This window comes from Nitrosarchaeum sp. AC2, from assembly GCF_013407385.1.
Classification (GTDB): domain Archaea; phylum Thermoproteota; class Nitrososphaeria; order Nitrososphaerales; family Nitrosopumilaceae; genus Nitrosarchaeum; species Nitrosarchaeum koreense.
Window position 1 is genome coordinate 576,150 of record NZ_CP030847.1, and the last position, 25,290, is coordinate 601,439.

30 protein-coding genes, 1 other RNA gene and 4 pseudogenes are annotated in these 25,290 nt (G+C 32.0%); 20 read left to right on the top strand and 15 right to left on the bottom strand.

The window, feature by feature from the left end:
• Positions 1-27: 27 nt before the first annotated feature.
• Complete coding sequence (locus tag DSQ20_RS03390) at positions 28-1,386, top strand: hypothetical protein (protein WP_179366038.1); 1,359 nt, start codon at positions 28-30, stop codon at positions 1,384-1,386.
• A gap of 319 nt (positions 1,387-1,705) precedes the next feature.
• Complete coding sequence (locus tag DSQ20_RS03395; protein WP_179366039.1) at positions 1,706-2,128, top strand: universal stress protein; 423 nt, start codon at positions 1,706-1,708, stop codon at positions 2,126-2,128.
• A 94-nt stretch (positions 2,129-2,222) separates the two neighbouring features.
• Here the strand turns inward: DSQ20_RS03395 and rnpB are convergent.
• Together rnpB and DSQ20_RS03405 are read right to left on the bottom strand one after the other, a co-directional pair.
• Positions 2,223-2,501, bottom strand: an RNA gene (gene rnpB, locus DSQ20_RS03400) — RNase P RNA component.
• A 22-nt stretch (positions 2,502-2,523) separates the two neighbouring features.
• The gene (locus DSQ20_RS03405) at positions 2,524-3,165 is read right to left on the bottom strand and encodes a bifunctional 2-polyprenyl-6-hydroxyphenol methylase/3-demethylubiquinol 3-O-methyltransferase UbiG (RefSeq protein ID WP_179366040.1); all 642 of its coding nucleotides are present in this window, start codon (positions 3,163-3,165) and stop codon (positions 2,524-2,526) included.
• Between the two features lie 390 nt (positions 3,166-3,555).
• Here DSQ20_RS03405 and DSQ20_RS03410 point away from each other — a divergent pair, with 390 nt between their 5' ends.
• A complete protein-coding gene (locus tag DSQ20_RS03410; protein ID WP_255458318.1) occupies positions 3,556-6,216 on the top strand; it encodes a hypothetical protein in 2,661 nt (886 codons plus the stop codon).
• A gap of 14 nt (positions 6,217-6,230) precedes the next feature.
• Complete coding sequence (locus DSQ20_RS10565) at positions 6,231-6,521, top strand: hypothetical protein (RefSeq protein ID WP_255458319.1); 291 nt, start codon at positions 6,231-6,233, stop codon at positions 6,519-6,521.
• Here DSQ20_RS10565 and DSQ20_RS03415 read toward each other — a convergent pair.
• From DSQ20_RS03415 to DSQ20_RS10575, 4 genes and pseudogenes are all read right to left on the bottom strand, one after another.
• Positions 6,514-7,740 carry an NAD(P)/FAD-dependent oxidoreductase gene (locus tag DSQ20_RS03415; RefSeq protein ID WP_179366300.1) on the bottom strand — a complete coding sequence of 409 codons (1,227 nt, stop codon included), beginning with the start codon at positions 7,738-7,740 and terminating at the stop codon, positions 6,514-6,516. The genes DSQ20_RS10565 and DSQ20_RS03415 overlap by 8 nt on opposite strands.
• A 57-nt stretch (positions 7,741-7,797) precedes the next feature.
• Entirely contained in the window at positions 7,798-8,007 is a 210-nt protein-coding gene (locus tag DSQ20_RS03420; protein WP_179366041.1) for a hypothetical protein, read from the bottom strand.
• Positions 8,008-8,248: 241 nt separating this feature from the next.
• Positions 8,249-9,009 (bottom strand): annotated as a pseudogene (locus DSQ20_RS03425) (SDR family NAD(P)-dependent oxidoreductase).
• Positions 9,010-9,076: 67 nt separating this feature from the next.
• Positions 9,077-9,310: an NAD-binding protein gene (locus tag DSQ20_RS10575; RefSeq protein ID WP_255458322.1), complete on the bottom strand. Its 234-nt coding sequence runs from the start codon at positions 9,308-9,310 to the stop codon at positions 9,077-9,079.
• 27 nt (positions 9,311-9,337) lie between these two features.
• On the opposite strand from DSQ20_RS10575, the gene DSQ20_RS10580 reads away from it, so the two are divergent.
• On the top strand, positions 9,338-9,475 hold the full coding sequence (locus DSQ20_RS10580) for a hypothetical protein (RefSeq protein WP_255458323.1): 138 nt from the start codon (positions 9,338-9,340) through the stop codon (positions 9,473-9,475).
• Here the strand turns inward: DSQ20_RS10580 and DSQ20_RS10585 are convergent.
• Together DSQ20_RS10585 and DSQ20_RS03435 are read right to left on the bottom strand one after the other, a co-directional pair.
• Entirely contained in the window at positions 9,468-9,971 is a 504-nt protein-coding gene (locus DSQ20_RS10585; RefSeq protein WP_370464199.1) for an NAD(P)-dependent oxidoreductase, read from the bottom strand. The two genes, DSQ20_RS10580 and DSQ20_RS10585, sit on opposite strands and share 8 nt — an antisense overlap.
• 3 nt (positions 9,972-9,974) lie before the next feature.
• Positions 9,975-10,361 (bottom strand): hypothetical protein, encoded by a 387-nt coding sequence (locus DSQ20_RS03435; protein ID WP_179366042.1) that lies wholly within the window; start codon positions 10,359-10,361, stop codon positions 9,975-9,977.
• A gap of 84 nt (positions 10,362-10,445) precedes the next feature.
• Here DSQ20_RS03435 and DSQ20_RS03440 point away from each other — a divergent pair, with 84 nt between their 5' ends.
• The 4 genes from DSQ20_RS03440 (at position 10,446) to DSQ20_RS10590 (ending at position 12,498) form a co-directional block, all read left to right on the top strand.
• The gene (locus tag DSQ20_RS03440) at positions 10,446-10,811 is read left to right on the top strand and encodes a C2H2-type zinc finger protein (protein ID WP_179366043.1); all 366 of its coding nucleotides are present in this window, start codon (positions 10,446-10,448) and stop codon (positions 10,809-10,811) included.
• A gap of 372 nt (positions 10,812-11,183) precedes the next feature.
• Positions 11,184-11,846, top strand: coding sequence for a DsbA family protein (locus DSQ20_RS03445; protein WP_179366044.1), 663 nt, complete (start codon positions 11,184-11,186; stop codon positions 11,844-11,846).
• Position 11,847: 1 nt separating this feature from the next.
• Positions 11,848-12,324, top strand: coding sequence for a hypothetical protein (locus DSQ20_RS03450; RefSeq protein ID WP_179366045.1), 477 nt, complete (start codon positions 11,848-11,850; stop codon positions 12,322-12,324).
• A 39-nt stretch (positions 12,325-12,363) separates the two neighbouring features.
• A complete protein-coding gene (locus DSQ20_RS10590; RefSeq protein ID WP_255458324.1) occupies positions 12,364-12,498 on the top strand; it encodes a hypothetical protein in 135 nt (44 codons plus the stop codon).
• A gap of 577 nt (positions 12,499-13,075) precedes the next feature.
• Here the strand turns inward: DSQ20_RS10590 and DSQ20_RS03455 are convergent.
• Positions 13,076-13,999: a cobalamin-binding protein gene (locus DSQ20_RS03455; protein WP_179366046.1), complete on the bottom strand. Its 924-nt coding sequence runs from the start codon at positions 13,997-13,999 to the stop codon at positions 13,076-13,078.
• A 99-nt stretch (positions 14,000-14,098) separates the two neighbouring features.
• Here DSQ20_RS03455 and DSQ20_RS03460 point away from each other — a divergent pair.
• The 3 genes and pseudogenes from DSQ20_RS03460 to artG all read left to right on the top strand — a co-directional run bounded on the left by DSQ20_RS03460 (position 14,099) and on the right by artG (position 16,490).
• A pseudogene (locus DSQ20_RS03460) lies at positions 14,099-15,255 on the top strand (hypothetical protein).
• A gap of 306 nt (positions 15,256-15,561) precedes the next feature.
• Entirely contained in the window at positions 15,562-15,975 is a 414-nt protein-coding gene (locus DSQ20_RS10595) for a hypothetical protein (protein WP_255458325.1), read from the top strand.
• The gene (gene artG, locus DSQ20_RS03465) at positions 15,861-16,490 is read left to right on the top strand and encodes a thaumarchaeosortase (RefSeq protein WP_255458390.1); all 630 of its coding nucleotides are present in this window, start codon (positions 15,861-15,863) and stop codon (positions 16,488-16,490) included. The genes DSQ20_RS10595 and artG overlap by 115 nt, the downstream gene beginning before the upstream one ends.
• Here the strand turns inward: artG and dinB are convergent.
• Positions 16,477-17,570, bottom strand: a pseudogene (dinB, locus tag DSQ20_RS03470) (DNA polymerase IV). The gene artG and the pseudogene dinB sit on opposite strands and share 14 nt — an antisense overlap.
• Before the next feature lie 68 nt (positions 17,571-17,638).
• Between dinB and DSQ20_RS03475 the strand changes: the two are divergent.
• The 3 genes from DSQ20_RS03475 (at position 17,639) to DSQ20_RS03485 (ending at position 18,633) form a co-directional block, all read left to right on the top strand.
• Positions 17,639-17,890, top strand: a complete 252-nt coding sequence (locus DSQ20_RS03475) for a hypothetical protein (RefSeq protein ID WP_179366047.1) — start codon at positions 17,639-17,641, stop codon at positions 17,888-17,890.
• Between the two features lie 262 nt (positions 17,891-18,152).
• Positions 18,153-18,410, top strand: coding sequence for a DNA-binding protein (locus DSQ20_RS11000; RefSeq protein ID WP_338038918.1), 258 nt, complete (start codon positions 18,153-18,155; stop codon positions 18,408-18,410).
• Entirely contained in the window at positions 18,391-18,633 is a 243-nt protein-coding gene (locus tag DSQ20_RS03485) for a hypothetical protein (RefSeq protein WP_179366049.1), read from the top strand. The genes DSQ20_RS11000 and DSQ20_RS03485 overlap by 20 nt, the downstream gene beginning before the upstream one ends.
• Here DSQ20_RS03485 and DSQ20_RS03490 read toward each other — a convergent pair.
• The 5 genes and pseudogenes from DSQ20_RS03490 to hsp20 all read right to left on the bottom strand — a co-directional run bounded on the left by DSQ20_RS03490 (position 18,630) and on the right by hsp20 (position 22,230).
• Positions 18,630-19,247: a LysE family transporter gene (locus DSQ20_RS03490; RefSeq protein ID WP_179366050.1), complete on the bottom strand. Its 618-nt coding sequence runs from the start codon at positions 19,245-19,247 to the stop codon at positions 18,630-18,632. The genes DSQ20_RS03485 and DSQ20_RS03490 overlap by 4 nt on opposite strands.
• A gap of 58 nt (positions 19,248-19,305) precedes the next feature.
• Positions 19,306-20,018: pseudogene (locus DSQ20_RS03495) on the bottom strand (proteasome assembly chaperone family protein).
• Between the two features lie 41 nt (positions 20,019-20,059).
• Positions 20,060-21,001: a deoxyhypusine synthase gene (locus tag DSQ20_RS03500; protein WP_179366051.1), complete on the bottom strand. Its 942-nt coding sequence runs from the start codon at positions 20,999-21,001 to the stop codon at positions 20,060-20,062.
• Positions 21,002-21,408: 407 nt separating this feature from the next.
• A complete protein-coding gene (locus tag DSQ20_RS03505) occupies positions 21,409-21,621 on the bottom strand; it encodes a hypothetical protein (protein WP_255458326.1) in 213 nt (70 codons plus the stop codon).
• Positions 21,622-21,732: 111 nt separating this feature from the next.
• Positions 21,733-22,230 (bottom strand): archaeal heat shock protein Hsp20, encoded by a 498-nt coding sequence (gene hsp20 / locus DSQ20_RS03510; RefSeq protein WP_179366052.1) that lies wholly within the window; start codon positions 22,228-22,230, stop codon positions 21,733-21,735.
• A 122-nt stretch (positions 22,231-22,352) separates the two neighbouring features.
• Between hsp20 and DSQ20_RS03515 the strand changes: the two genes are divergently transcribed.
• The 5 genes from DSQ20_RS03515 to DSQ20_RS03535 all read left to right on the top strand — a co-directional run bounded on the left by DSQ20_RS03515 (position 22,353) and on the right by DSQ20_RS03535 (position 25,072).
• Positions 22,353-22,559 (top strand): hypothetical protein, encoded by a 207-nt coding sequence (locus DSQ20_RS03515; protein ID WP_007550156.1) that lies wholly within the window; start codon positions 22,353-22,355, stop codon positions 22,557-22,559.
• A gap of 51 nt (positions 22,560-22,610) precedes the next feature.
• Positions 22,611-22,991: a VOC family protein gene (locus tag DSQ20_RS03520; RefSeq protein WP_048109581.1), complete on the top strand. Its 381-nt coding sequence runs from the start codon at positions 22,611-22,613 to the stop codon at positions 22,989-22,991.
• 34 nt (positions 22,992-23,025) lie between these two features.
• Positions 23,026-23,268, top strand: a complete 243-nt coding sequence (locus DSQ20_RS03525) for an NAD(P)-dependent oxidoreductase (RefSeq protein ID WP_179366053.1) — start codon at positions 23,026-23,028, stop codon at positions 23,266-23,268.
• A gap of 23 nt (positions 23,269-23,291) precedes the next feature.
• Positions 23,292-23,912: an NAD(P)-dependent oxidoreductase gene (locus DSQ20_RS03530; RefSeq protein WP_255458327.1), complete on the top strand. Its 621-nt coding sequence runs from the start codon at positions 23,292-23,294 to the stop codon at positions 23,910-23,912.
• Between the two features lie 65 nt (positions 23,913-23,977).
• Positions 23,978-25,072, top strand: coding sequence for an inositol-3-phosphate synthase (locus tag DSQ20_RS03535; protein ID WP_179366055.1), 1,095 nt, complete (start codon positions 23,978-23,980; stop codon positions 25,070-25,072).
• Positions 25,073-25,290 lie beyond the last annotated feature (218 nt).

Sequence of the window (25,290 nt, forward strand, 5' to 3'; positions counted from 1 at the left end):
ATTACTAATTAGTAATCGATTTTATTCGTGTCTAGGACTTTATTCTTGGCAGTTTTAGTTGCAGGTTTATTTGTAATTGGTTCAAGTTCTTCTGTTTGGGCAGCTCAGGTGGATGCTAAAATCAATCCTAACAGTAATGAATCGCCATTTACTTACAGTTATTTGAAAACCATCTTTATTGAATATCCAAATGGTGGAAAACTCTTTGATGAATTACATGCTAAGGAATGGACCGTAAGTGGAACTGCAGATGCATCAAATCCTGGGGTTCAAAAATTAATTGCTAGCATTAATAAAAAAATGCAAAATGATGGAAGTCATGCCCGTATTTCTGATCTAAATGTTGCTTATGATTTTCATCTCAAAGGTAGAAATCTACAAACATCTGTTGATTACAAAGTAATTCTAAAAGGAACTTTAACTGACTATATAATTACTAAAGACCAAGTTCGTACTTTAGTTGATTTGGGTTGGAGAGGAATGGGCACTAATGACTCTATTATGATTGATGGTGTAGAAATTAACATACCACTCTCTTTGTTAGAATCTAAAGAACCAGCTGTTTATGAAATACTTCAAAATACTGAAGCTGATTCAATATTATCAAAAGGTCTACTTAACGCTGATTTTATTTTACAACAACCGATGTCTAATTGGCACTTCTTATTTGATCCTACTGGAATCAATGTAGATGCAGGTACATTTGGATTAGATCAATCAATCTCTGGATTCGTTGTATCTAGTTGGACAATGGGTGAAAGTAGTCTTAGAGAAGGTAGACAAGTAGAAAGAATTTTTGAAGCACAAGTAGCGGCTGATCAAAATTATGTTATTCGAAGTGTTCAATCAGCTGATCAAGGAAATATTGCAGCCATTGGATTCGGTGCATTAGATGTACTTGATGGATTAGAAATTGTAGGACTTACCCCAACTCCTCCAAAAGATTATGGTACTACTTCTACAGGTGGATTTCCAATTGCAATTGTTTATGGAATGGCTGGTATGGCTGCAATTGGTGGTATCGCATTTTTCATTTTCAGTAACAGGGCACTAAAGAATCAAAAAGTCGGTCAACAAGGTATTGACCCAGGTAGGTTAGTAAGTTATCAAACCAGCGCTTCTTCTGGTGGTTACCAAACTAATAGAGGTGAAGCATATCTTGCAGATACCTCTGATTATGAACAAACCAGAAGTGTTTATGAAGACCAAAAACAAACTCCTCCACCAGCAATTCCTAATAATCAGGAAGAGGCCGCTTGTGGTTGTGCAGCATCAGCTGAAATTGGTACTGAATGTGATTGTGTAATGCATGGTTCATGTTTGTGTGATGCAACCTGCAAATGTAGTGCTGAACTTTGTCGAGAACAAGCAAACTCAATGAGTTAGTATCTATAATATTTTAAAATTACACTAGATTAATCTATTAATGACTTTTTATTAGATTCTGATCATATTTTGCCATTGTGCTCACATGGATAGTATATCCAATTTTGTAATTGTGATTGAAATTCAATATGATCTTCGATGATAGTTATTTTACAGGATTTATCCAATGATGTACTAATCAGTGCCTCCAAGAAATATTTGATATACAACGAACTCTTCTTTTAGATCATGGGCGTACTACGAACTATAAATGAATCAGCAAAATATCATCTGTGGAAATCATGCTATTTTTTATATTTGAAGAAATAAATTGAAAAACATGGTAAAATTTAACAAAATTCTTGTCCCACTGGACGGCTCTAGTAATTCTATTAGAGGACTAGATCGAGCAATTGAAATTGCAAAAGGTGGTGGTGCAGAAATTACTGGATTTTATGTATTTCATTTACCATTATCTGCCGGAATAAAATATACGCAAAAAATGAAAGATGATGCACAAACAAAAGCTATCAAAGCAATTGGACCAGCAATGAGACGAGCTCAAAAAGCAGGAGCATCATTCAAATACAAAACTGGAGGCGGTCACACAGGTTCTGAAATTGTCAAGTTTGCACAAACGGGAAAGTATGACATGATTGTTCTAGGTGCTAGAGGCATCGGTGGTGCTAAAGAAGCTTTTCTAGGAAGTACCTCAAATTATGTAATGCATAAAGCAAAGATTCCTGTTTTGATAGTAAAATGAATATGTCAAAAATTAATTAAATAATGCATTTTTTGATTTTTTAAATAACACGTGATAACATAATACATTTCTTTTTGTTTTTAAAAAAATTTATGTGTGCTGGGAGTAACCCTCCTTCTGTTTTCACGATATTACGCTTTGCAGCCTACCTGAACTTGGTACAGGATCCTATAGTTCTGTTTGGCTTTGCTCCATGTGGGACGTCTTTTTCATTCTTTCTCTGGAAATCTCAGGTTTTGCCATCATAGTGCGCCAGGTTAGATTCTTTTCTGCATCGTTGCCAATCATCTCTGATTATCCATCTCCGGATCACATTTCCTGTATGGAGGGAGGAGTTTCCTCTGCCGTAGCAGTGTATCGTGCTCCAGCTCACACATCTTAGTCATATTTTTGATTTAATTTGAAGATTGCTTTTCTGGCTTCTTACCTATAATAAATAATGTCCCAAATTCTCTTTTCCATTTTTTCTTATTTTTTAAATCTTTTACTTGTTTTGTTTTAGTTTCAAATCCTACTTCCTTGAAGAAATTTATCCACTCTTGCTTTGAATGCAAATGCATTTGAATTTTCATCATCTTTGCCCATTTTACAGTTGCTTTATTATCTGAATAAAAGTCTGTTCCGCAAAAAAATTTTCCTTCTGGTTTTAATAATTTGTATATTTTTTTCAGAGCCAATTCAATTGAATCCACATAGTATAGAGATTCCATTGAAAATATTATGTCAAATTTGTTATTGAATTTAAAATTTTCAAGATCTATGTTAGCATATTCTTCATTATTGTTGATTCTCTTCTTATTAGCTTCTATGATCATATTTTTACTCTTATCTATGCCAACTGCTTTTTTACAAAAAGGATCTTTAGAAATTCTTCTGACTATCCATCCATTACCACATCCAAAATCTAAAAACAGAAATGGTTTGTCAAAAGAAATTGTTTTTAAAATTTTTATTGCATTTTTTCCATGTTCTTTTTCCATTAAATCTGCTCTTCCATTTTTGGCCCATTTATCAAAAGTTTTACGAACAGAATCCATCATTTTTTATTAGTGATTTCTAAATATAATCTTCTTCTTACTGAGCTTTACTATGAACGACTTCTACGTTTTCTTTAAATTCAAATTTTCAATTGATATTTTGAAAGTAAAATGCCTGATGAATCATGTCGTAGTTGTGGTGGAATATTGATTGAATACACTAAATGTGCACATTGTAATAAAATAATTCAGTTTATCTGTTCTTATTGTAGTACTAGAACCATAGAACAATACCATAGTCTTTGTGTCTTTGGGAAATATGGAACTAATCATATAAATGAAAATAGTAAAAATTACTCTGTTTTGACAACTATTGCTTGACAAGTTAAGAAATTACGCGTATTATTGTTTCCCAAATTTTAAGTATCATGAATTTTAGAATTGATCCTTATGAGTCGAACAGGTACCGTTTTAGGGCTAATTTTGATATTACTTATGCCTGTTTATGCAGATGCTCAGAGTCCGGAACGAATAAGCATAATTGATAATTTCGGAAATTTTGATAGAGGTGAATCTCTTTTTATTTATGGACAAGTCGCTTCTATTCAGAATGATTCTTTTTTGATTATGCAAATAATTAATCCTGAAGGTGATTTATGTCAAATCCAACAGCTTATTCCATTACCTAATGGTGAATTTATGACTGATGCAATTCCATTAAAAGGTAGAATATGTGGAATTGTAGGAGATTATGAGGTTAAATTGTTTTATGGTGATTATTCCACAACTACTAATTTTCAAGTAACAAGTAAAGTGTTTTCAGAACTAGATTCTGAAGCACTAATTACTTCTGCAAAAAATTTACTTTCAAAAACTTTATTTGTGCTAGATGAACAATTTGAACTTGATCAGTCATTTGTAAATAGTGTGGATGACGCTCTCTTGTCTGATGATTTATCTATGCTAGAAAATACGTATGTTAATCTACTGGATGAATTTTATTCTAATGATTTTGGTTCTGAAATAACACCTGTTATTAGACCTGCAATTACATCGTCTTTAAACTCTGTATCTCAAATGTTGATTGACGGAGAAATTTCATTTGATAATGCAAAATCAATCAATCGAACCATCTTTTCATCTATCTTTTATTATGAGATAAATGATAAACGTACATCTATTGATTTATTGTCTGATGTATTTGTTGAGATTAGAAACATAAATCCGACAAAAACCCCATCTGCAAAAATTCTTACTTTTGATGAACTTGAAGAAACTCTTCTAAACTTGATGAAAAAATCTGATACTGTGATGAGTAGATTTGTAAAAGAAGAAGTCGCTTTTATTTTTGCTAGGGGAACTGCACCTGTACATGTACAAGAAATTTCAGATCTGGTTGATTTATTGTCTGAGGCTAGATATCTTGATATTGTTTCAAGAAAACAAAGTGAACTCTATCGTCTAATCCAAAATGATTGGGAAGGAACTAAAATATCCCTTGAAAGTAAGGAATCTTTAGCAGACTTGCTTGCTTCTGGAGACAAAGTATCTCGTCTTCATCAAGCTGCGCTCTTACTGGAAGAATTAGAAGATGTGGATCGTTTTATTTCTTCAAATTCTGAAGAGAATTCTGAACTTGCAAATTTATTGATGCCTGATTGGAATAATCTTAAATCTAATTTAGAGTTCGCATCATCCCCAAACGATATCATTGAATCTGAAATTCAAATAAAACAAATGAAACAGATTATTGATATCTCTTCTAGAATAAATAAGGCAGTGGAAATTACACAGTCAAACGAAATTGATTCTAGTCTTGTATCTGATTGGAAATTCCTTTTAGAAAAAATTGAAAATGCTAAATCTACTGATGAAATTCTATCTATTGTTTCTGAATTTGATCATACTATGACTGAATTGAGAGAGAAAAGAAATCCTTTGACTGTTTTAAAATTTGAATATCAGACAATGAAACAAAAAGCAGAACTACAAGCTGACTATGATAATCTATATTTAATTGATAGTGCACTGAAAATTCTTAACACTGCAGAACAAATGGAATCTGGAAATCCGTCAATTATGAGAATTGATAGGATAGAGGTCTTGTTGACATGGGTAAGTGAACAAGCCCCTAAAATAAAATCTGATTTGAATTCATATGATTCCGATGCTTTTAAAATTAGAGCAAGTGATATTTTACAAAGAGCAAAATCTATTGAAAATTTAGTTGAATTGGGATTGCGTGCCAATAAATTTTTGCCTGGGTATATAGAATTTACATCTTCATTTAATGAAAAAATCGACAATGTTAGAGATCTTGTTATAAAAAATGATCTTGATGAAGCTGATAAATTAGTTAGAAATTTGTTTACTGAATGGAATCAAGTTTCAAAAGCATACGCCGATAACCCATATGGCTCAAATGTTGGTTATAGTGGGGATGAGATCAAACGAATTGATTATCGTGAAAGATTAAATAACTATTCTGACATGGTTGCTAAATTCTATAACAGTGAATTTTCTCAATATGCTAGTGAGTATGATGAAATGATTTCTGATGCTTATTCCTTAATTGATTATGGTAATTTTATTGATGCTGAATCCAAAATTTTGGAGATTGGTGAATTTTTAAGCGAACATCTGATTTTGAATAATCCAAGAATAATCTATGATATCTCTTATGATCAAGAAAAAAATATCTGGATAATTCAGGGTGCCGTAGAAAAATCTCTTTTTGATAGAAGATCTCCATTATATGTTACTGTTTTCAATATGGATGGCAGTACTCATAGTAACTTAGAATTTACAGATACAAAATTTGGTGATTTTTACACTCAATGGATCGCTCCTACAGATCCTGGTCTTTATGTTGTGATGCTTCAATATCAGGATTCTAAAGCAACTCAGATAGTAAATGTAAAAGAACGATTTGAAAACACTTACACTCCTACTGACCTAAGTATGGTTGAACTTGCACGTGATTTTGAAGAACTAAAGACATTCATTGAAAAATTTGGCCGATCTAATGATGACTCTTATTTTTCTTCAACTATTAATGAAATTAAGGTAGGTTTGACAAGCAAGGATTCAAAAAAGTTAACGAAAAATTAGTCGATTTACGGTATTTGATTGAAAAATATCTTCCAACCCGTTCAAGGTCAGCTGTAGTTGAAGTTCAATACAGTGATAACGGCCTTGTTGTTTCAGGTGCAGTGCAAAAAACCATAGCCTTTAGAGAGGATTTGTTTGTTGATGTTTTTGATCAAAGAGGTACTCTAATAGAATCCATTATTCTCAAAGATAATTCGTCTGGTCTCTTTAATGAAATTATTACTAGGCCATTTGATTCTGGAGTTTATGTTGCTCAACTCCAATATCATGATGTAATCGTTACTGATTTCTTTACTGTTAGGTAATTCCTTTGTTTTTGCTTTTTACTAAATTGAATAACTGTCTTACTGCTAACTTTGGGTGATGAGTTGCTAATTTTATCATGTTTACCAATCCAAATTCTGCTTTGATAAAATCTAAAAATTCTTCAGGTCTTAATTCTTTAATTATCTCTAATTCTTTATCCCATTCTTCATCTGTTAATCCAATCCATCTATCTTGAACTTTTCCAGCTGATTTGATTTTTCCTTGAATCTCTTTTTTCCAAGTTTCTTCATAAGGATATAATGCGCTTTCATTAGTAATTCCTGATTTTATTGCTGTAGCTGCTACTTTCCCTGCAACTCGTCCATATTTTATAGCGTATCTAATCCCTTCTAACACTAATGGATTAGCTTGTCCTGCAGAATCTCCTACTAGAATCAAATTATTATAAACTGTTTTTCTTGATAGTCCATCATTTGGAATTAATCCATAATGAAATTCAATTGGTGTGATCTTTCCTAATTTTTTAATTGGGCCTATTTTTGAATCCATCAACTCTTTTAATCTCTCAGTTGGGTCAATTGATGACTCTGGTTTACCTATGCCTACTCCTATTCTTACAATATTTCTTCCAACAGGAAAAATCCATGCATATCCTGATGGGGAATATTTCTGACCTACCATGAGCCACCATGTTTCAGAATCTACATTTTCTGCACTTACTTCGTACTCTGCTCCTGCTCCGAATCTTTCCCATTGAGTAACAAAACCCATATCTTTTGAAATCGTTGAAGAAAATCCGGTTGCGTCAATTATTATTTTTGCATAAAATACTATTTCGCCATCTTTGCTTGTTCCGCTCACACCAATAATGTCCCCTTCTTTGTTTTTTATTGCATTTTTGATACTAGTTTTAAGAAAAATATCGACTCCTTCATTTTTTGCTTGCTCAGCTAACCATCGATATGTTTTTCTTACATCTAGAACTGCTGCATGTGAAACAGTATCTGAAATAGTGACTTCGTTGTTTGGCGAACAAAATGAGTAATTTTTAATTGGATTATAGCAATCATCTGGGATCCCAAATTCTTTTATGTTTTGTATCCAAGTTACTCCACTTGTCCTGACAGATTGTGCAATTGTTTCTTCTTTTTCTATCAGTGCTACCTTTATTCCATTTTTTGATGCTTCAAAAGCTGCAGACGAACCAGCGGGTCCGCCTCCAACTACAACTAAATCATAGTAATACTCTGAAGCCAACTTCAATTGTTAATTGAACCTAGGATATAATTTTGAGGTCTTGATTTTTCTTGATAATTATTTCTTTAAAATTGGATTTCCTACTCCATCATTTTCTCTTTCGGGATCAAATGTGCTCATATGTCCCGGATCTCTATGCATGAAGCTCTGGGTTTCTCCTTGTTTTTTTCTACAGAATTTTCCATGAATTGTTTCTTCTATTTTTAACGTATCTTCATTTTCATGAAATAAACGCTTTCCACAATCAGGACATATTAATTCCGGCATGAAAGTTCTTTATATCAAATCTATTTAGATGTTTCAGAAATATTGAATTTTATTTTATTGTCATGTTTTTAAACCGAAACTTTAGATTCCTATTTTATTTATGTAAGGTGTGCTAGAATCGGACATTACTTCTTTTGTAATTTGGTCTGCTGTAACGGTAATAATCATGGGAGTGACGGGCTTTGTATACAAATCTTACATTTTGAGAAGAAAAAATCGTTTATTCTGAGCTAAATGACAACTATCCTTCCGAAGCTGTTTTTCCACCATCTACATTGAGGATGGTTCCGGTAATCCAATTGGCTTCATCTGATGCTAAGAATAATGCCGCATTTGCTACATCTATAGGTTCTCCTATTCTTGCTAATGGTAGTCTTTCTTCTAAAACTTTTCTTGCTTGAGGTTGATCTAGATATGGCTTTATCATTCCAGAGTTAATTATTCCTGGATTTACACAATTACATCTGATATTTTTTCTTGCGTATTCTACTGCAATTGATTTTGTGAACATTGTTATTGCAGCTTTAGTTGCTGAATATGCTGCTAGGTGAACCCTTGGTATTGCTCGTTCACTTGAAATTGATCCAATGTTTACAATTACTCCCTTTTTGGCATCTGACATTTTATTTAACACAGCTTTTGTAATATGAAAAATTCCAAATAAATTAATGTCGATTAATTTTCTGATTTCTGAATCTTGCATTTCATGAAAGTGAACTGGATCATTGATGGCACCTGCATTATTCACCAAAATATCTATTTTTCCATATGTGTCCATAATTTGATTAATTGTTTGCATCACTTGTGACTCGTTAGTTAGATCACATGACATTGATGCTGTGGATTTTTCATGTCCTATCTCTTTTCTTGCTTTTCTAAGCCTTCTAGATTTCTTGCAATGAGAACTACTTTAGCTCCTTCTTCAGCAAATCTTTTAGCAATTCCTTTTCCAATATCACTTGAAGCCCCGGTTACAATTGCAACTTTATCTGCAAGTCTCATATTGAGATTTTATTGTTGTAGCTTATAGAATTTTTGGTAAATTTTAGTCATAATTCCCAATTATTGTCTATCCGTCATTTATTTTTCTAATATGTGCTAAGATTCCTGTATAATCTATATCTCCAAATCCCTGTGTTAGCGCATTTTGGTATACCTGCTCGGCTTTTTTAATCATTGGAAGATTGATTCCAAGTGATTTGCTGGTTTTTGTAATTGTGCTTATGTCTTTTTTCAAATTAGCAAGAGTAAAAGTGGGATTAAACTCATTTTGTATCATTTTGTATGCTTTTTTCTCACTCATCCCTGTTTTAAAATACGTTGAATTTAAATGTCTAGAAATATTTTTGGATTTGCCTTTGAACTTCTTACTAATGTGATCCCCTCTGAAAGTGCAAGAGCAAGCATTGTAATTTGTAGATTCATTGCAAGTTTTACTAGATGGGCTGTTCCGGACTCTCCTAAATAAAATATCTTGTTTGCAATTTTCTCAAAAACTTTTTTGAACTTGTTAAATGTTTTTTATCCCCTGACACCATTAACACCAGTTTCCCAATAATTGCCACATTGGGTCCACCCATAACTGGTGTGTCTAATTTTATTATTTTATGTTCTAGAAACTTTTTTGTAATTTCTTTTGATTCTATTGGGCTTATTGTGCTCATATCTGCCACTGTTAATCCATTATGATTTCCAAATCTAATCCCATTTTTTCCAAATGCAATTTTTTTCACTGCATTTGCGTCTTTTACGATTATTATCACTAAATCTGAATTTTCAGCTACTATCTTTGGTGATTCAGCAATTTTAGCACCGTGTTTTTTTAATTCATTAGTTTTTTCTTTAGTGCGATTATAAGCTGTCACGTTGAAACCTGATTTAAGTAAATTTAATCCTACTGCATTTCCAAGAATTCCTGTGCCGATAATTCCAATTTTTATATTTCCATTTTTTTTATTATGTATTTTTTAATGTCTTTCTTCATTTTTTACCTCCCATTCTCCTTTTCCAAATCTTGATGCTTCAAATTCTATCTGTCCTATTGTTTTTTCATCCTTTCTAATTTTTGCATAATCAAATTTTTTCATTTGGAATATTCTTTCTTTTGGTTTATACCCTCCTTCAATCACTTTAATCTTGAATCTTTTACTAGCTTTGTTGATCATTTTTCTTGCAATCTGCACATCTCCAATCCATGAAAACATTTCAAAATCTCCAAAGTTTTTTGTGGATACTATGTAGCCATACAGTCTTGCCTCTAATTTAGAACCATTTACTTTAGCTTGTTCATTTAACCATTTGACTACTTCTTCCCCATGTCCTTTCTCTATTCCAAATGTTTCTGAATCTTCCATCTGTGAAAAATGATTATCTTAAACTATTATAATCATTATTACCCATTTGTTAAACTAAAATATTGTTCTTTAGGTATGTTTAGTATGCTTACTATTGACTGTAGAGACGTTGAATCTATAAAATCTGAATTGGTGGTCTATGTCTCTGATCAGGTTGCGGCAATACCTACTCTGAAAAACCACGCCTTTATGTTATCTTCATTAGATGATGAAATCATCGATAAAGATATTGTAATAACATCAATCAAAGAGTTTTTGGGGTCAATCGGTGAAGGGAATAACTTTGCTGTAATTTCTAATAATGATGTTATCTCGATCAAGTCAATCTATGGGAAACCAATTGAACGTGATTCACTTCCTAATTCTGATATGTTTTCATGTACTCATTGCGGTTTTCTTACTAGGTATGAAGTAGAATTGCAAAATCATATGAAATTGCATTACCTATAATCTATTATTTTTATGATAGACATTATTTTAAAAAACATCCTATTTTATTTGAAATATTCCCTCAAAATAATCGTAAATGAGATTTTCATTTTACGATTTTTAACAAGATCTTTATAAGATCTGATTATAAAAAGTACCTGTGGTAGATTTTTCTTCTAAAAATAACATTGCAAAAGTTTACTGTGTAAAATGCGATATGATCTTTAATTCTAGAAAAACCTTTGAAAAACATCTAGTGAGGCACTCGTCACCTATTCAATGTGAAATCTGCCCAATTGATATTGCAATTTCAAAATTTGTAAACATATTCAAGAAAAAATTCTCACACAATCTGGAATAAGTTTTTTAAACAAATTTTTAATACACATTACTATGGCTAAAAAAGGAATTTTGTTTGGTATTATCGTATCTATAATTGCTGTTGGTGTGATTCTAGTCTATTCTACGTCTTCAGTTGAAACTGCAAATACCGATGTACGACTACATGGTACTATCTCTACTACTACCGGCTCGCCTATTATTGGGTCCCCGTCTGCACCAATCACTATTGTTGAATTTGGTGACTATCAATGTCATCAATGTTATAACTGGTTTCATAATACAAAACCCTCTATTTTTCAAAATTATGTTGATACTGGAAAAGTTAATCTGGTTTTTGTTGATCTTGCTTTTTTGGGTAGGGATTCACCAAAAGCAGCTCAAGCATCATATTGTGCAGAGGACCAGGGAAAATATTGGGAATATCATAATCAACTATACATTTCTCAAGAATCCAAAATAGATAATGGATGGGCAAATTCTGAACGCTTAAAATCATTTGCATTTAGTTTAGGTCTTGATCCAGAATTGTTTGATAGTTGTCTTGATTCAGGAAAATACGCCAAAAGGGTTCAATCTAATATTGCCGAGGCAAAAAAATTTGGTGTGAGTGGAACACCTACATTTTTCATCATTGGTCCTAATGGACAACAAGAAAAGCTAGTTGGTGCACAACCTTACTCTGTTTTTACACAAGTGTTGGATTCAATGATTTAGCATGACACATGCACTAAAGTTTGTTTTTTCAAACTATGCATATCTTGTTTTAGCCTTTGTGCTTTTTATAACGATGCTTTTTGGTTTATTGTTTCTTTCAGAGTATATTTTTTTGGAGCCTTATCTCATTGGGCATATTGCACCTGGAATGGAACTAGGATTTACTTTGATTGTAATCCTTACTACGTTGTCTGCAGTGGTAATCCCTATGAATATTTACAGAATCAATATTTTGAAAAAATCTAAAAGGAAAGTTACTGGTAGTGTTTTTGGTTCATTTGTTGGTTCTGTTGCTGGCGTCTGTAGTTGTGGCCCAATTGGGTTTGCAGTCTTCTCAACATTTGGTTCTGTAGGTGCAACTGGGCTTGCATTTCTTACAAATTATGAACTTCCAATAAGGGTTGCTGCAATAGCATTGTTGGCAGTTACTTATTTCACTACTGTGAAATCACTAAAAATTGAGTGTAAAATCATTTAAAATTCTAAAATCATATCTTTTTACTTAATATTTTTCATTATGAATTCATTCGTTAATATGGATGTACAAAAAATCCAATACATGTTGAATGTTAAAGTTGGATTGAGTTTCTTTGTTCCATTTGCAATATTGGCAGTAATGATTGCTGTGGATACTTATCATTCTATTCAGTAGCACTTGAAATATTTTTTTAAATTTTATTTATAGAAAAATCTGCTCTAATGACTTTGCTATATGTATGATGAATTTTAACTAAATAATGAAGTTATCATATCATAAATTGTACCAAATATTGAACTTAGTACATTTGTCATTTCTTGTATTTGCAAAATTTGGATTTAAGCTTGAAGCTTAGAATAATTTACTAAATTTTATCCTGTTTATCTATTATGTCATGTACTGTCTAAAATTGCATTTACCTCCTTTCTGTGCTCATTGCAGTACGGTGGACTTTTTTTACATTCTGGGCAGTTTAGATATTTTCTAAAATCAATCATGAACTTGCTTTGATTCTAACTTAAAAGATCTTACGTATGAATTATCAGTGTTTGTAAATACTCGTTCAGTCTTTCAAATTGATTTATTATGATTATCAATTTGTTTAAAAGATACACTAAAAGGGCAAATTTTTAAAACCTTGAACTCTATTTTGTAGAAAAATCTAGGATTTTTGTGTCTATAATATATGTCCCAATTAGACCTGGTAGAAGAAATTCTGAATATGATGAATTAGATGACACTGATGAGTAATCTATTTTATCTGTAAAAATGAATTCTCAGGCACATTTAAGTTCAAAAAAGTATTTGGTTGAATAATTTTTGCTAATATCTCTAGCCCTATTATTGTTCTAATGCTTGGTTTGCTGAAATATGAGTTTGCATCTACTGCAAACACTTTTCCGTTTCTAATTGCTCTTAAGGAATTCCATGATTTATTGTTCTTCAATGTTTTGTTGTATTCTGATATTGTACGATATGTGTCAAAACCACATGGCATCATGATAATAATATCTGGATCTGATTTTGTGATCTCATCAATGTCTATCTTTCTTGAATGTTCTCCGTCTTTACTTATCATATTTTCTCCACCTGCATCATTGATCATTCCTGGTATCCAATGACCTGATGTAAAAAACGGTTCAATCCATTCTAGTGCAAGAACTTTTTGTTTTGTTGTTGGAGTGTGCTTTTTTATATATTCTATTCTACTTGTAAGTGATTCTGTAATTTTCATTGCATTATTTTCTTTTTTTATTACTCGACCAATTTCATTTACTGATTTAACAATTTCATCTAAATTATGTGGATTCATCGAATGGATCATTGGCGTGTTTTGTAAAATTTGAATTGCCTTGTTGACTTGATTATTATGTGCAGCACATGCCTCACATGTTTCTTGAGTTATTATTAGATCTGGATTTGCTTCTATCATGTTTTTTTCATTTAATACAAAAATCTCTTTTCCTTCACTCAGTAACTGACATGTTTTTGTATCTATTTCATTACTTGATAGTTCTTCTGAATTTATTACTGAACTAATTACTTGCAATTTTGTTTTTGCATTTTCAGGATATTTGCATTCATGAGTAACTCCAAATAGAATATCGTCTGCCTCAAGCTCATATAGTAATTCTGTGGCGCTGGGTAGAAAAGAGACTATTCTCTTTACTGACATACTTTATGTCCTAATTTGTTCTTTAAACATCATACGTTAAGCCATAGTCAGCTATGTTGATTAGGCAACTTAATAGGCATATTTTAGGCATAATTTTCATTGTCTTCTAACTCTCAGGATATTCGAAGAGCAATTCTAGCAAAATGGCATGAGAATTTATCAAAATATGGAAATTTATTTTCTTCAGATTCTATTAGTGGAACTAGTCCTCCATCGGTGTTTGTAGGTTCATATAATTATCCAAAGGTTTTCGTTGGACCCATGGTTCCACCAATACATGGTAACACAAGTATCCTTGATAGTCCTGAAAAATGGAAAGGTAAATCCCTTGAGGAGATTGTCAATTTTAGATTAAATTTAATTCGTGGAATACAAAAAATTTCAATAGATCAAACAGAAGGTCGTTATATAGAAAACTTGCAAGAAATTACAATGTCTTCTAAACCTACTGATTCTGATTTACAATTCACTAAAACCACATCTGCAAGTGTCTCACTTGATGGTGAGAGTGCTCCGTTTGGGCCTGTAGGTGAAATCAAATCTGCAAAATTTTATGACACAAGTGCAACAAAGTCTATCGAAAAAATCTATTATGATAAAGATCTTAATGCGCAAGATGCGGTCCTAAATTTGTACAACTCTGGCATTGATATTTCTAAAATCCAAAAATGTTTTAGTATTGGTATGCTGGGACAAAAAGAAAACTCGTCCCTACTAAATGGAGCATCACTGCAACAGATGATATAATATCTAAATCTCTTGTCAAAGACATTTTGGATTATCCATTAATTGATTCGTATAGAATTTTTACCTATGACCATCTTGGAAATTTATTTTCTGTAATTTTATTTCCTCATAGGTGGATCTATGAAATGATTGAAGCATGGTATTCCAATGGTATTTTGGGATTTGGTTATGATTTTGAGGATGCACGTGGAATTAATCACCCACCTGCAATAGCTGGCGCATATTTTGCAGCTAAATTAGGTGTGTTAGAATATCTTGTAAAAAATAAAATTCAGGCCGGAGTTATAATACTGCGTGAAATTAGACCTGAATATGCCATTCCAGTAGGTGTATGGCAGGTAAGAGAAGGAATTCGTTCTGCAATGAGTCACCCTCCTATATTTGGTGATTCTTTTGATGATGCACTCGCATTGGCTTCAAATAAAACTAGTATTAGTAAACTTGAATGGATCTCAAAAGGCAATATTATGAAATTAATTCGTCAAAAAATAATTGCTGATTTTTTCTAATTGGTTTTCTACTAAAAAACCACGCATAAATTTTCTAATTCTGGTCTTTTTGGAACATTACATCCTATTTCTAAAGTATGTTTTTATCCAAAAAATTATGATGGATACTCTAAGATGTGTTAAATGTAGTAAAATCATACCAAAAACTGCTAATTATGCAATAACTGTGTTTTTAGTCAAGGATAAATTGTCTGATCCATTTTATGAGCATCTTTGCTGTCCTGAGAAATTATCTATTACATGTTAATGTAATCTTGATCTATTTATTGACCATTTTTTAATTCAATTTTAGTGCAAAATAAGAGATTGTTAATTGGAATTGCTATTATTGCTAGTCCAATTGTTTTTGCCATTATTGCATTTCCTGATAGCTTTAGTCTAAGTTGGAATCAAGGTCGAGGTGGATTTATTTTTGCACTAGTATTTATTGTTGCAGAATTAATTGGTCTAAAAATTATTATTTCTAAAAAAAGATTACTATCTGTAATTCCAATAGCTGGTGTTGTAATCGCATATCTTATAGGATTAGAATATGGACTGAGAGATTTTATTTTATCTGGTGAAGAATTGTTTAATGTCCAACTAATTTATTCTTGGACATGGATGTGGGATTTTATCATCATGAGCATTTTTGTTGTAGTTGCACTGAGTATATTTTTGGTAAACGTTGGATTCGAATTGCTCCTGCAGGTCCAATATTTCTTGCTGGCAGTGCAATAATTCTTTCACTGGATGCATTTTTTCCATATGACTCACTTGGTCCATTACAATATGTTGTACCTTATTTGGTTCAAACCAATGTCTGGCTGATAAATGTCCTTGATTTAGGAACTGCTACTGCTCGAGATAACATTATGTTCTTAAAAGGTGATTTTGGACCGATGGTACTTCAAGTATTTTGGCCATCCGCTGGTGTACATAGTGTAATTATCTATTCATTGGTAATGGGGGCATTTCTGCTAAAAATGAATATTCATAGAAATAGGAAATTGATTTACTTTAGTATAGGAATTGCAGGTACTATAGGTGTAAACATGATTAGGATTTTTTCTCTATCATGGTATGCACTCAAAGTTACTACTGATGCTAAACAATGGGAAGAATTCCATTCAGTTGCAGGTGAGATCATGTTTTTGCCTTGGTTGTTTGTATTTTTACTGATAGTAATTATCATAGAAACAAGAAGACTAAAAAAATCAGAATCTGAAGGAAAAATCAATCCTAAAAATAATTAGTAATGCTACTTTGACCTCGTATTTCTGCAAGTTCTGAAACTTTTACACCTAATCGTCTGATCGTATTTTTTTGCTCCTCTAAAGATTCTTTTAGTAACAACAATGCATTTTTCTGTAATTCTTCCAAACTAGAAGTGTGATTTTTTAGCATTCTGGATTTTGTCTTATTTGTTAAATCTGATTGAATGAACTGTATTCCTACTGATTTGAATGTTTTATTATTTTTTTTAATTACTTCGTGTAACTCTTTGCATAATTCAATAAGATTTTCTGCAAGGAATTCATAATCAATTGAATCTTTTTTAGTGTAGACAGTTTACTATATTGTATGCTCGCTTCTCTTTCTTTTACTGGGTCAGTGTCAATTCCTCTAACTGCATTGAATATGTAGGTTCCATGTTTTCTCCCAAATTCTTTATTCAAAGTAAACACATCTAATTTTTTAACATCCTTGATTGTTTCAAAATTCATTTCAGTAAATCTCTCCTCTGTTTTCTTTCCAATTCCTGGAATCGCTCTGATCTTTAACTGTTCTAAGAATTCCTCAACCTTTTCTGGTGATACAATTGTCAATCCATCAGGTTTTCTAAAATCTGATGCAATTTTGGAAATTAATTTGTTTGAGGAAACTCCTATTGAGCAACTAAGTTTTAATTTTTCTCTAACTGCATTTTTGATCTGTTGTGCTAAATGACTAGCTGTATCAAAATTTCCATCTACTCTATCTGTGACATCTAAATATGCTTCATCTTTTCCTACATATTCAAAAATGTCTGCACTTTTCTTAATAATGTCCATGGCCTTTTGAGACATCTCTTCATAATACTCAAAATCGACTGGAAGAAACATTGCATCTTTTCTTTCTTCTAATCTTTTTTTTGCAAAAATAATTGGTATTCCTGATCTTACCCCAAATTTTCTAGCTATGTAATTTGCAGTTGCAATTGCTCCACTATCTCCTCCTCTATCTGAAAAAACACAAACGCATACTGGCTTTGATTTTAAATCTGGTGTTCTTATCTCCTCACATTGTGCAAAGAAATAATCAAAATCTATATGGAAAATTATTCTAGACTCCAATTTGAATTCCTCCTATGGTTATCTTTCTACTGTGTATCATCTAAATATTGAACATTTTTAACAATATTATGACTTATCCTATCTCATCTGATGAAAATGGCATTAACATAAAGCCAGAATTGATGGAAAAAGAAAAATTATATCATTTTGTGTTCAAAGATAAAGTTCTATTGCTGTTCAAAGACTCTCAAGATTTCTTAAATTGCTATGAAATCGAAGAAGAAGAATTAGTAAATCAAGTAAAGAATAGTAAAACTGATGAGGAAGTTGAAAAAATCTTTGAAAAATACATCCAACGTGATGACCCAAAAATTAAATAAAAGACAATGAAGATTTTGTTATTAAAGGAACAATAAATTGAGTGAATCAAAAAAATCTAAAGACGCGGAAGACATTTTGTCTGAATTTCATGACACTCATGTATCCTCTGAACCAGAACCAGCATTATCTTCACCAGAACCAGAACCAGCATTATCTTCACCAGAACCAGAACCAGCATTATCTTCACCAGAACCAGTATTATCTTCCCCTCCGAATACTTCATCCACTGAAAGTAAACATGATCCTGAAGAACGGGATGTAATTTTTGTTGGCAATAAACCCATAATGACATATGTCTCAGCTACTTTAACACAACTTTCAACAAGACATACAGTTACCATTAAAGCTAGAGGCAAAAAAATTACACAGGCAGTTGATGTATCTCAAATGATTGTTAAACGAATGAATACCGTGGGATATGTTATTAGTGATGTACGAATATTATCTGATTCACTTCTTTCTCAAGATGGTAAATTACGTAATGTTTCTACAATTGAAATTGACATTACAAAAAATTAAAACTATTAGAAAATTAATCTTACTATCTACAGGCATTTTTGTTGTTATCTTGCTATTGGGATTTGTCTTATCTTCTTGTGGGATACAACATATTATAATTATCAATGATTTAAAATCGTATGAATCTTCTTTTGATCCTGAATTTTGTGATGGTTTAGTTGAAAGAATTAATTTGTTTAATGTTGAATGTGAACCTAAAGTTGAAATCGTAGATTGTGGTTAAATAACATCTGATATGAATGATATTCCAAAATAAATTAACATAGAACTCAAGACAATCATTAAAATTTTATAATTTCTACTAGAAAGAATTTTAGCACTTTTAGATGCAAGATGTGCTATTGAATACAACCATGCAAAATCCATCCAAATATGTAACGCAAAAACAATTAGTATTCCTGCAAATGCCCATATGAGCATTGCATCTGAAATCAATTTAAAACCAATACTTAACCACCAAATAATAAAAAATGGGTTTAATGCACTAAGAATAATTCCTGAAAATATTGCTCCATGTTTTGGATTGAATTGTTTTGTATCTTTTCTTTGTAATGTTGTTTTAATCTGTAATCCTGCAAAAACAAAAAGTACCATAGATCCTAAAATGGAAATTATAGTTCTAAATTCTGGAAAAATTTCTAATGAAAACACTCCAATTCCTAACAAAATTACTAATGGCAGTTCTACCATTGTATGTCCTATTGCCATTTGTATCCCTGCTTTTCCTCCACCACGCAAGCCTTGTGCTATATTCGCTGCAAATAATGGTCCTGGAGCCATTACCCCTGATGCCGAAATAAGAATAACAGTTAATGCAAATTCTGGTATTTGGTTCAATGATTTTCTATTGTTATTGATTACGTTATAAAATAAACCTGATAGTGTTATAATTTTATTATCTGTAAATTGAATCTTTTATGTTTCGTGTTTCTTCATCTGTTTCTTTAATTGCTAGTTCTGCTTTTTCTGCCTCTTTTTGTAATAATGGGATATCACATGAAGTTCCAGGAATTAATTTTGCTATCCCCATACATAATTCTGCACTTGATCTAAAATCAGGACCAGTACCATCTGTTTGAAAAAGAACAACAATTACATCTTGATTTGTAATGCTACCCTCATTAAGTAACACTCCAGGAATTCCTGGAATTGTTCCATGCTGAAGAATTTTTAATCCTGATTTCTTTAATTTTTCTCTTGCAGATTCTGTATTGCCTACAGCAACCATTCCTCCTAATCCTCCCAGAGATTTTACTGCAACACTACTTACCACTAGTTCTATTTTTTGTTTTTTGCCCACTTGAGCATTGTTCTTGCAATCGATCTATGTAATGATTCATGAATGGTAAGATAAGATAAGAAAATTGAAACTTTGAGATCATCATTGATAAAAATTCTTGTTGGATAGTTTGGTTTCCCTTCTTTAACAACGCTAATAGTTGGAAAATTATCTGAATCAATAATTCCTGCTACACTAAACTGTGATGTCTGAATCATTGATTCGGTTGCAATTGCACTAGCAAACCCCATAGAAGGAAATCCATCTATCAGGTATCCTCCTTCTACATTAATTGGTCTTAATTCTTTAATTCTAATTTTAGAGTACAATGTATTGTGTTAAGATTTGGTGAATAATAGTTTTTATCCGATTATTTTTTTAATTTTGCAATTAATGCAGCATAAATAAAAGGCAAAATGGTTGTAACTTCTGCATGAAGTGTAGACTGTCTTGCCTGTTGTGTGACTTTTCCCCATGAAATAGCTTCTCTTACAAGTGCACCGCTTAAACTACCATCAAATTCTTGTGCCGTTGTAATATAAAATGCATAATCTAAACCATCTCTGTACTGATTCCACCATAATGTATGGTGTTTTGAAATTCCTCCCCCAATCATCAAAGCTCCTGATTTTTTCGCTTTGAATATCAATCCTGATAATAGTTCTGAATCTGCCGTAATGTTTAATTTAAAATCATTATGTTTTTGTGTGAATAACCATATTTGACTACCTACTGCTCCGTCCATAATCCCAGGTACCACCACATCAATATTGTTTTTGTAAGCCCAATACAGAAATGAATTTTCTCCTAAATGTTTTCCAATCATCTTGCATATTTCTGCTGTCGACATTTCTTTTACTCCTTTTTTGTATTCTTCTTCTAAAAATGACTGCATTTTTTCTTCAATGAGTGGACCATAGCTTTCCATTGGTACTAAAATATTTCCAAGTCTGTGAATGTGTTGATCTGCCAATTCTCCATCATCCATAGTGAATGACCCTTCTTTGTAATTTGAAAAATGTCTAGCAATGTCATGATCCAAAGCTCCACAAGTTGTAATTGCAACGTCAAACCACTTGTTTTTTATCATGTCTTTGATGATCCCTCTTAATCCTGTAGATATTACCGCTCCCACAAAGGACACAAACTTTAGACATTCTTTATCTGAAATCATAGTTGTTAAGATGTCAAGACCATCTGAAAGATTAACTGATTCAAATCCACCTGATTTAGATATCTCGTCAAAGATTTTTTCTATCGACGTGTTTGAATCTATTTGAATGTCTTTTACAGGACGGCCGGGTTCTATCACAATCTGATTTTTTTTGAGCTGTATAAAATTCTGCCTTAATCTGTCTATTTTTTACTAGAATTCCAAGTTTCTCTTTATAATGCCTTAAACGAGAAACAGATTCACATGATATCAGGCTGAGCCTGACAAGAGATCGTCCTGCTTCTCACCAATATAATGTATTTTTACCTAAAAAGGAACGCGTATCATTTGTTAGTTGATAATACCTGAATGTTATTGCTTTTTGAATTTATCCAGTATTACCCTCAATTCATAATATGTCTATTTTTGAATTCTTTGTCGTTAACATTCTAAATCACTAGCATGAATTTTTAATTGATTTAATTTAAAATATGTATTCTGTCCTCTCTCTGATTTTTGATTGTATAATTATGAATCATGTAATTAAAAAATATGTGAATTAGAGATTATGCCGTTGTGATTGGAAGAATTTGTACCGGCGGCTCTATCAACGGCATCATCTCAAATCCTGATGAACATCTACTGTGGATTCTCTCTAGTGTTGCATAACTGCATTCAGAACAAATTTGTTGAATCGGTTCCTTGCATGTGAAACACGCGTTTTGTACTTGAGGATTTATTCCACAATTTTTGCATAATTCATCTGGTATTTTTATCACCTCGTTTTGAAAATTGGATGGGTGGAAAAAACTTTCCCATCCACAATTTCATGTGATGTGACAATGTTTGAATGGTTGATGGGATACTTTGAGTAATCATTTCCAATCTCCCTATTCTACTGATACTCTCTTGCCTTTTGGTTTTTCTTCGGCAAGGGACAAGGTCAGCTCCAGTATTCCATTGGTGTATTGTGCCTTGGCTGAATTTTCATCTACTTTGTACTTCAATGGAATTTTTGCGCTGTATTTTCTGTCTCCGTGTTTGGCAGAAATTTCTACTACTCCTTCTACTATGCTTACATTGATGTCTGATTTTTCAATTCCTGGCATCTCTGTAATCATCTTTAGGGTACGACTTTTTTCGTCAACGGATTCGTCCACATATGGCTCTCTAACATCTAACTCAGTCAGTGAACCCTTAGGCTTTACATTTCCCCATTCTTTTACATGAGGTTTTCCGTTAGGTCCTATGGTCATCTCATAGCCATAGTAATACGGACCAAATGTTTGAATTTTTGAATCATTTGGAAATTCAAAGACGTCATCCATGGTAAAAAAAGGATCAGACAATCTTCGAAATGCTCTTTCGAATTGGTTATCAAACCACATTTTATTCACCGAGTGTATGTAATATGTATTACATTATATAAATATTTTGCAAATTATGTGAATATATGACTGATTGTCATTTTTATGACAATGTTAAAATATGATTCTTTTGAGTGGTATTCATGCTAAATTCCATTCTTGCATATGAAGAAGTTCAATCAAAACCAAGAACTGAAAGACAGGTGACATATTTTTGTAGATTGTGTAGAGAGTATGGAATAAAAACTCGAAAAGCGCATTTACAAAATTACCATAATGCCAATCGGGATACAGTAACAAAGAGAAGTAATCAGGATCTCGTTGATGTTATTTTTATAGAATCTAAATAATGATTGCAATGTTTAGTTATATTTTATTAGCGACCTCAATTAGTATTTCCTATGTCTAAACCATTGAAAGCTAGTTTTATTGATCATATCAATATGGAAGTAAAAGATTTAGAACAAAGTGTTGCATTTTACAAAAATCTTTTTGGATTTGAAATTAAAAAAGAACAACCTGAAGAGAAATCAAAAATTATTGGTAATGCCAATATCAAACTCTGTCTGTATGAGAATCCTGAGATGAAATCTGAAGGTGCAATTGCTCATTTTGGTTTTCATGTTGAAAATTTTGATGAAATAATAATGACATGTAAATCCCTAGGTGTTACAATTCATTATGATGGTCCTGTTCAATTTGAAAAGTCACGTTCCGTATACATAAGTGATCCAAATGGATATGATATTGAGCTAAGTGAAGTTTTTGGAGGTGGATTATGATGAATACCATTTCAAAAATAATGAGACAAACACAATGAATCTACACGATACTTGTATCCTAGTTACTGGTGGAACAGGATTTATTGGTTCCAGACTTGCAAAAAAGCTACATGATTCTGGTGCAGATATAACAATTCTTACTAGAAGAAAGCAAGAAAATATGCCTTTCAAAATAATTCTGGATGATCTAACCAATCCTAATTTACGTTTTGAACAAAAATTTGATGTTGTGTGTCATTTGGCATCTGTGACACCTCTCGAAAAAATAAAAAAATAATTCAATCTGTAAATTACGATGGTGTGAAAAATCTTTTTTCTGCTGTGTCTGGCGCTAAATTGTATGTGTATATTTCAGGTCTAGCTGTATTTGATCCAAAATACGACAAAATTATAGAAACAACTCCTAAAAAATCTGATACTGAATTCATTAAAACACGAATCAAGGCACAAGAGTTCCTAGAAGAAAACTGTAAAAAATCAGGAATAAATTTTTCTGTGGCATATCTAGGAGATGTTGTATATGGTAATGGTGGATTTTTCAAATCAATGATACTTGATAGAATGCAAAAATGTACATTCCGAATCCCTGGAAATGGTAAATATATCAAAAATTTCATTCATGTTGAAGATGTTGTCGGTGCATTAATTGCAGTTATTCAAAAGTCAGAAACTGATTCCTATATTTTGACTGATTCTAAGCCTGCACCGTTTGTAGAATTTTTAAATTATATCTCTGACAATCTTGGAGTCAAAAAACCAAAAATGGTTCCAACGGCTTTGGCAAAATTGGTATTAGGTTCTGATGCAATTAAACTGTTAACCCGTTCAGCCAGTGCATCAAATCATAAAATCTCACAAATTTATGATTTCAAGTTCCCAACTTACAAAGAAGGTCTAAGTAACCTACTTCCTAAATTATGACTCTACATGTATATTTTTTTATGAATTAGAAAACTTAAAACCTGCATCCTGTCTTTGATTTTTGAATGGGAAATAGAATCCGAGTAGGTTTAGTAGGTATAGGCAATTGTTTTGCAGGTTTAATCCAGGGAATTGAATACTATAGGCAAAATCCTTCTCAAGAAGTAACAGGTATAATTCATGATAAACTAGCCGGGTATGGAATTCATGATATTGATTTTGTATGTGGTTTTGATGTGGGTGATAATAAAGTTGGAACTCCTCTAAATGAAGCAATTTATGCATATCCAAACATGGTTGATTGGATTCCAAAAGAAAAAATGCCAAAAACAAATGCCAAAGTCTATGAAAGTCCGTTGTTAGATGGAGTAGGAATTTGGGTTGAAAACCGAATTAAACCTCTTGAATCTAAAAAAACTCATGAGCAAATCACTGAAGAAGTAAAAAAAATTATCAAAGAAAATAATGTTGAAATTATTGTGTCTTACTTGCCTGTAGGCTCTGATAAAGTAACAGAATTTTGGGCTCAAATTTGTCTTGACACAAACACTGCTTTTGTAAATTGTATTCCTTCTTTTATCGCGTCTGATGAAAAATGGGCAAAAAAATTCAAAGAAAAAAATATCCCAGTAATTGGTGATGATATTAAGGGTCAAGTCGGAGCCACAATTGTTCACAGAACGCTTGCAAAACTCTGCAGTGATCGTGGAACTAAAATTGAAAAAACTTACCAAATTAACGTAGGTGGAAACACTGATTTCCTAAACATGAAAGAACAAGATCGTTTAGCCTCAAAGAGAATATCTAAAACAGAAAGTGTTCAAAGTCAACTCAAGGAAAGATTAGCCGATGATCAAATTTATGTTGGTCCATCTGATTTTATTCCATTTTTAGGCAATACTAAACTAATGTTTATGCGAATTGAAGGTAGACAATGGGCTAACATTCCGTACAACATGGAAGTTCGTTTAGAAGTAGATGATAAGGCAAATTCTGCAGGTATTGTAATTGATGCTATTAGATTAGCAAAAATTGCACTAGATAGAGGAGTAGGAGGTCCAATTATTCCTGCAAGCGCATATTTAATGAAACATCCTCTTGAGCAAATGTCAGATGTTCAAGCAAAAAAAGACTGTGAAAAGTTTGTTGAAGGAAAATAACTCAAAATTATTAGATTCTGAATTTATTTTTATTATTTTTTAAAAGAATACCTTTGATATCTTATTTTAGATCAATACCATGCGTAAAAATATAATCTAATTCTATTTTTATATCCAATTTAGGCTCGATTTTTAGTATTTCTAATCATTGAAAATCTATGCTAGATCATATTATAATTTCATAATAACCACCGTTACGAAAAAAATGATAGTAAACC

Coding starts and splice junctions, on each gene's coding strand:
- DSQ20_RS03520 (WP_048109581.1), top strand. CDS start 22,611: ATGTCTAAACCATTGAAAGCTAGTTTTATTGATCATATCAATATGGAA.
- DSQ20_RS03435 (WP_179366042.1), bottom strand. CDS start 10,361: ATGGAAGATTCAGAAACATTTGGAATAGAGAAAGGACATGGGGAAGAA.
- DSQ20_RS03440 (WP_179366043.1), top strand. CDS start 10,446: ATGCTTACTATTGACTGTAGAGACGTTGAATCTATAAAATCTGAATTG.
- hsp20 (WP_179366052.1), bottom strand. CDS start 22,230: ATGTGGTTTGATAACCAATTCGAAAGAGCATTTCGAAGATTGTCTGAT.
- DSQ20_RS03410 (WP_255458318.1), top strand. CDS start 3,556: ATGAGTCGAACAGGTACCGTTTTAGGGCTAATTTTGATATTACTTATG.
- DSQ20_RS10590 (WP_255458324.1), top strand. CDS start 12,364: ATGAATTCATTCGTTAATATGGATGTACAAAAAATCCAATACATGTTG.
- DSQ20_RS03405 (WP_179366040.1), bottom strand. CDS start 3,165: ATGGATTCTGTTCGTAAAACTTTTGATAAATGGGCCAAAAATGGAAGA.
- DSQ20_RS10575 (WP_255458322.1), bottom strand. CDS start 9,310: ATGAGTGAGAAAAAAGCATACAAAATGATACAAAATGAGTTTAATCCC.
- DSQ20_RS03450 (WP_179366045.1), top strand. CDS start 11,848: ATGACACATGCACTAAAGTTTGTTTTTTCAAACTATGCATATCTTGTT.
- DSQ20_RS03525 (WP_179366053.1), top strand. CDS start 23,026: ATGAATCTACACGATACTTGTATCCTAGTTACTGGTGGAACAGGATTT.
- DSQ20_RS03395 (WP_179366039.1), top strand. CDS start 1,706: ATGGTAAAATTTAACAAAATTCTTGTCCCACTGGACGGCTCTAGTAAT.
- DSQ20_RS03475 (WP_179366047.1), top strand. CDS start 17,639: ATGACTTATCCTATCTCATCTGATGAAAATGGCATTAACATAAAGCCA.
- DSQ20_RS03455 (WP_179366046.1), bottom strand. CDS start 13,999: ATGTCAGTAAAGAGAATAGTCTCTTTTCTACCCAGCGCCACAGAATTA.
- DSQ20_RS03535 (WP_179366055.1), top strand. CDS start 23,978: ATGGGAAATAGAATCCGAGTAGGTTTAGTAGGTATAGGCAATTGTTTT.
- DSQ20_RS03515 (WP_007550156.1), top strand. CDS start 22,353: ATGCTAAATTCCATTCTTGCATATGAAGAAGTTCAATCAAAACCAAGA.
- DSQ20_RS10580 (WP_255458323.1), top strand. CDS start 9,338: ATGTCTAGAAATATTTTTGGATTTGCCTTTGAACTTCTTACTAATGTG.
- DSQ20_RS03445 (WP_179366044.1), top strand. CDS start 11,184: ATGGCTAAAAAAGGAATTTTGTTTGGTATTATCGTATCTATAATTGCT.
- DSQ20_RS03420 (WP_179366041.1), bottom strand. CDS start 8,007: ATGCCGGAATTAATATGTCCTGATTGTGGAAAGCGTTTATTTCATGAA.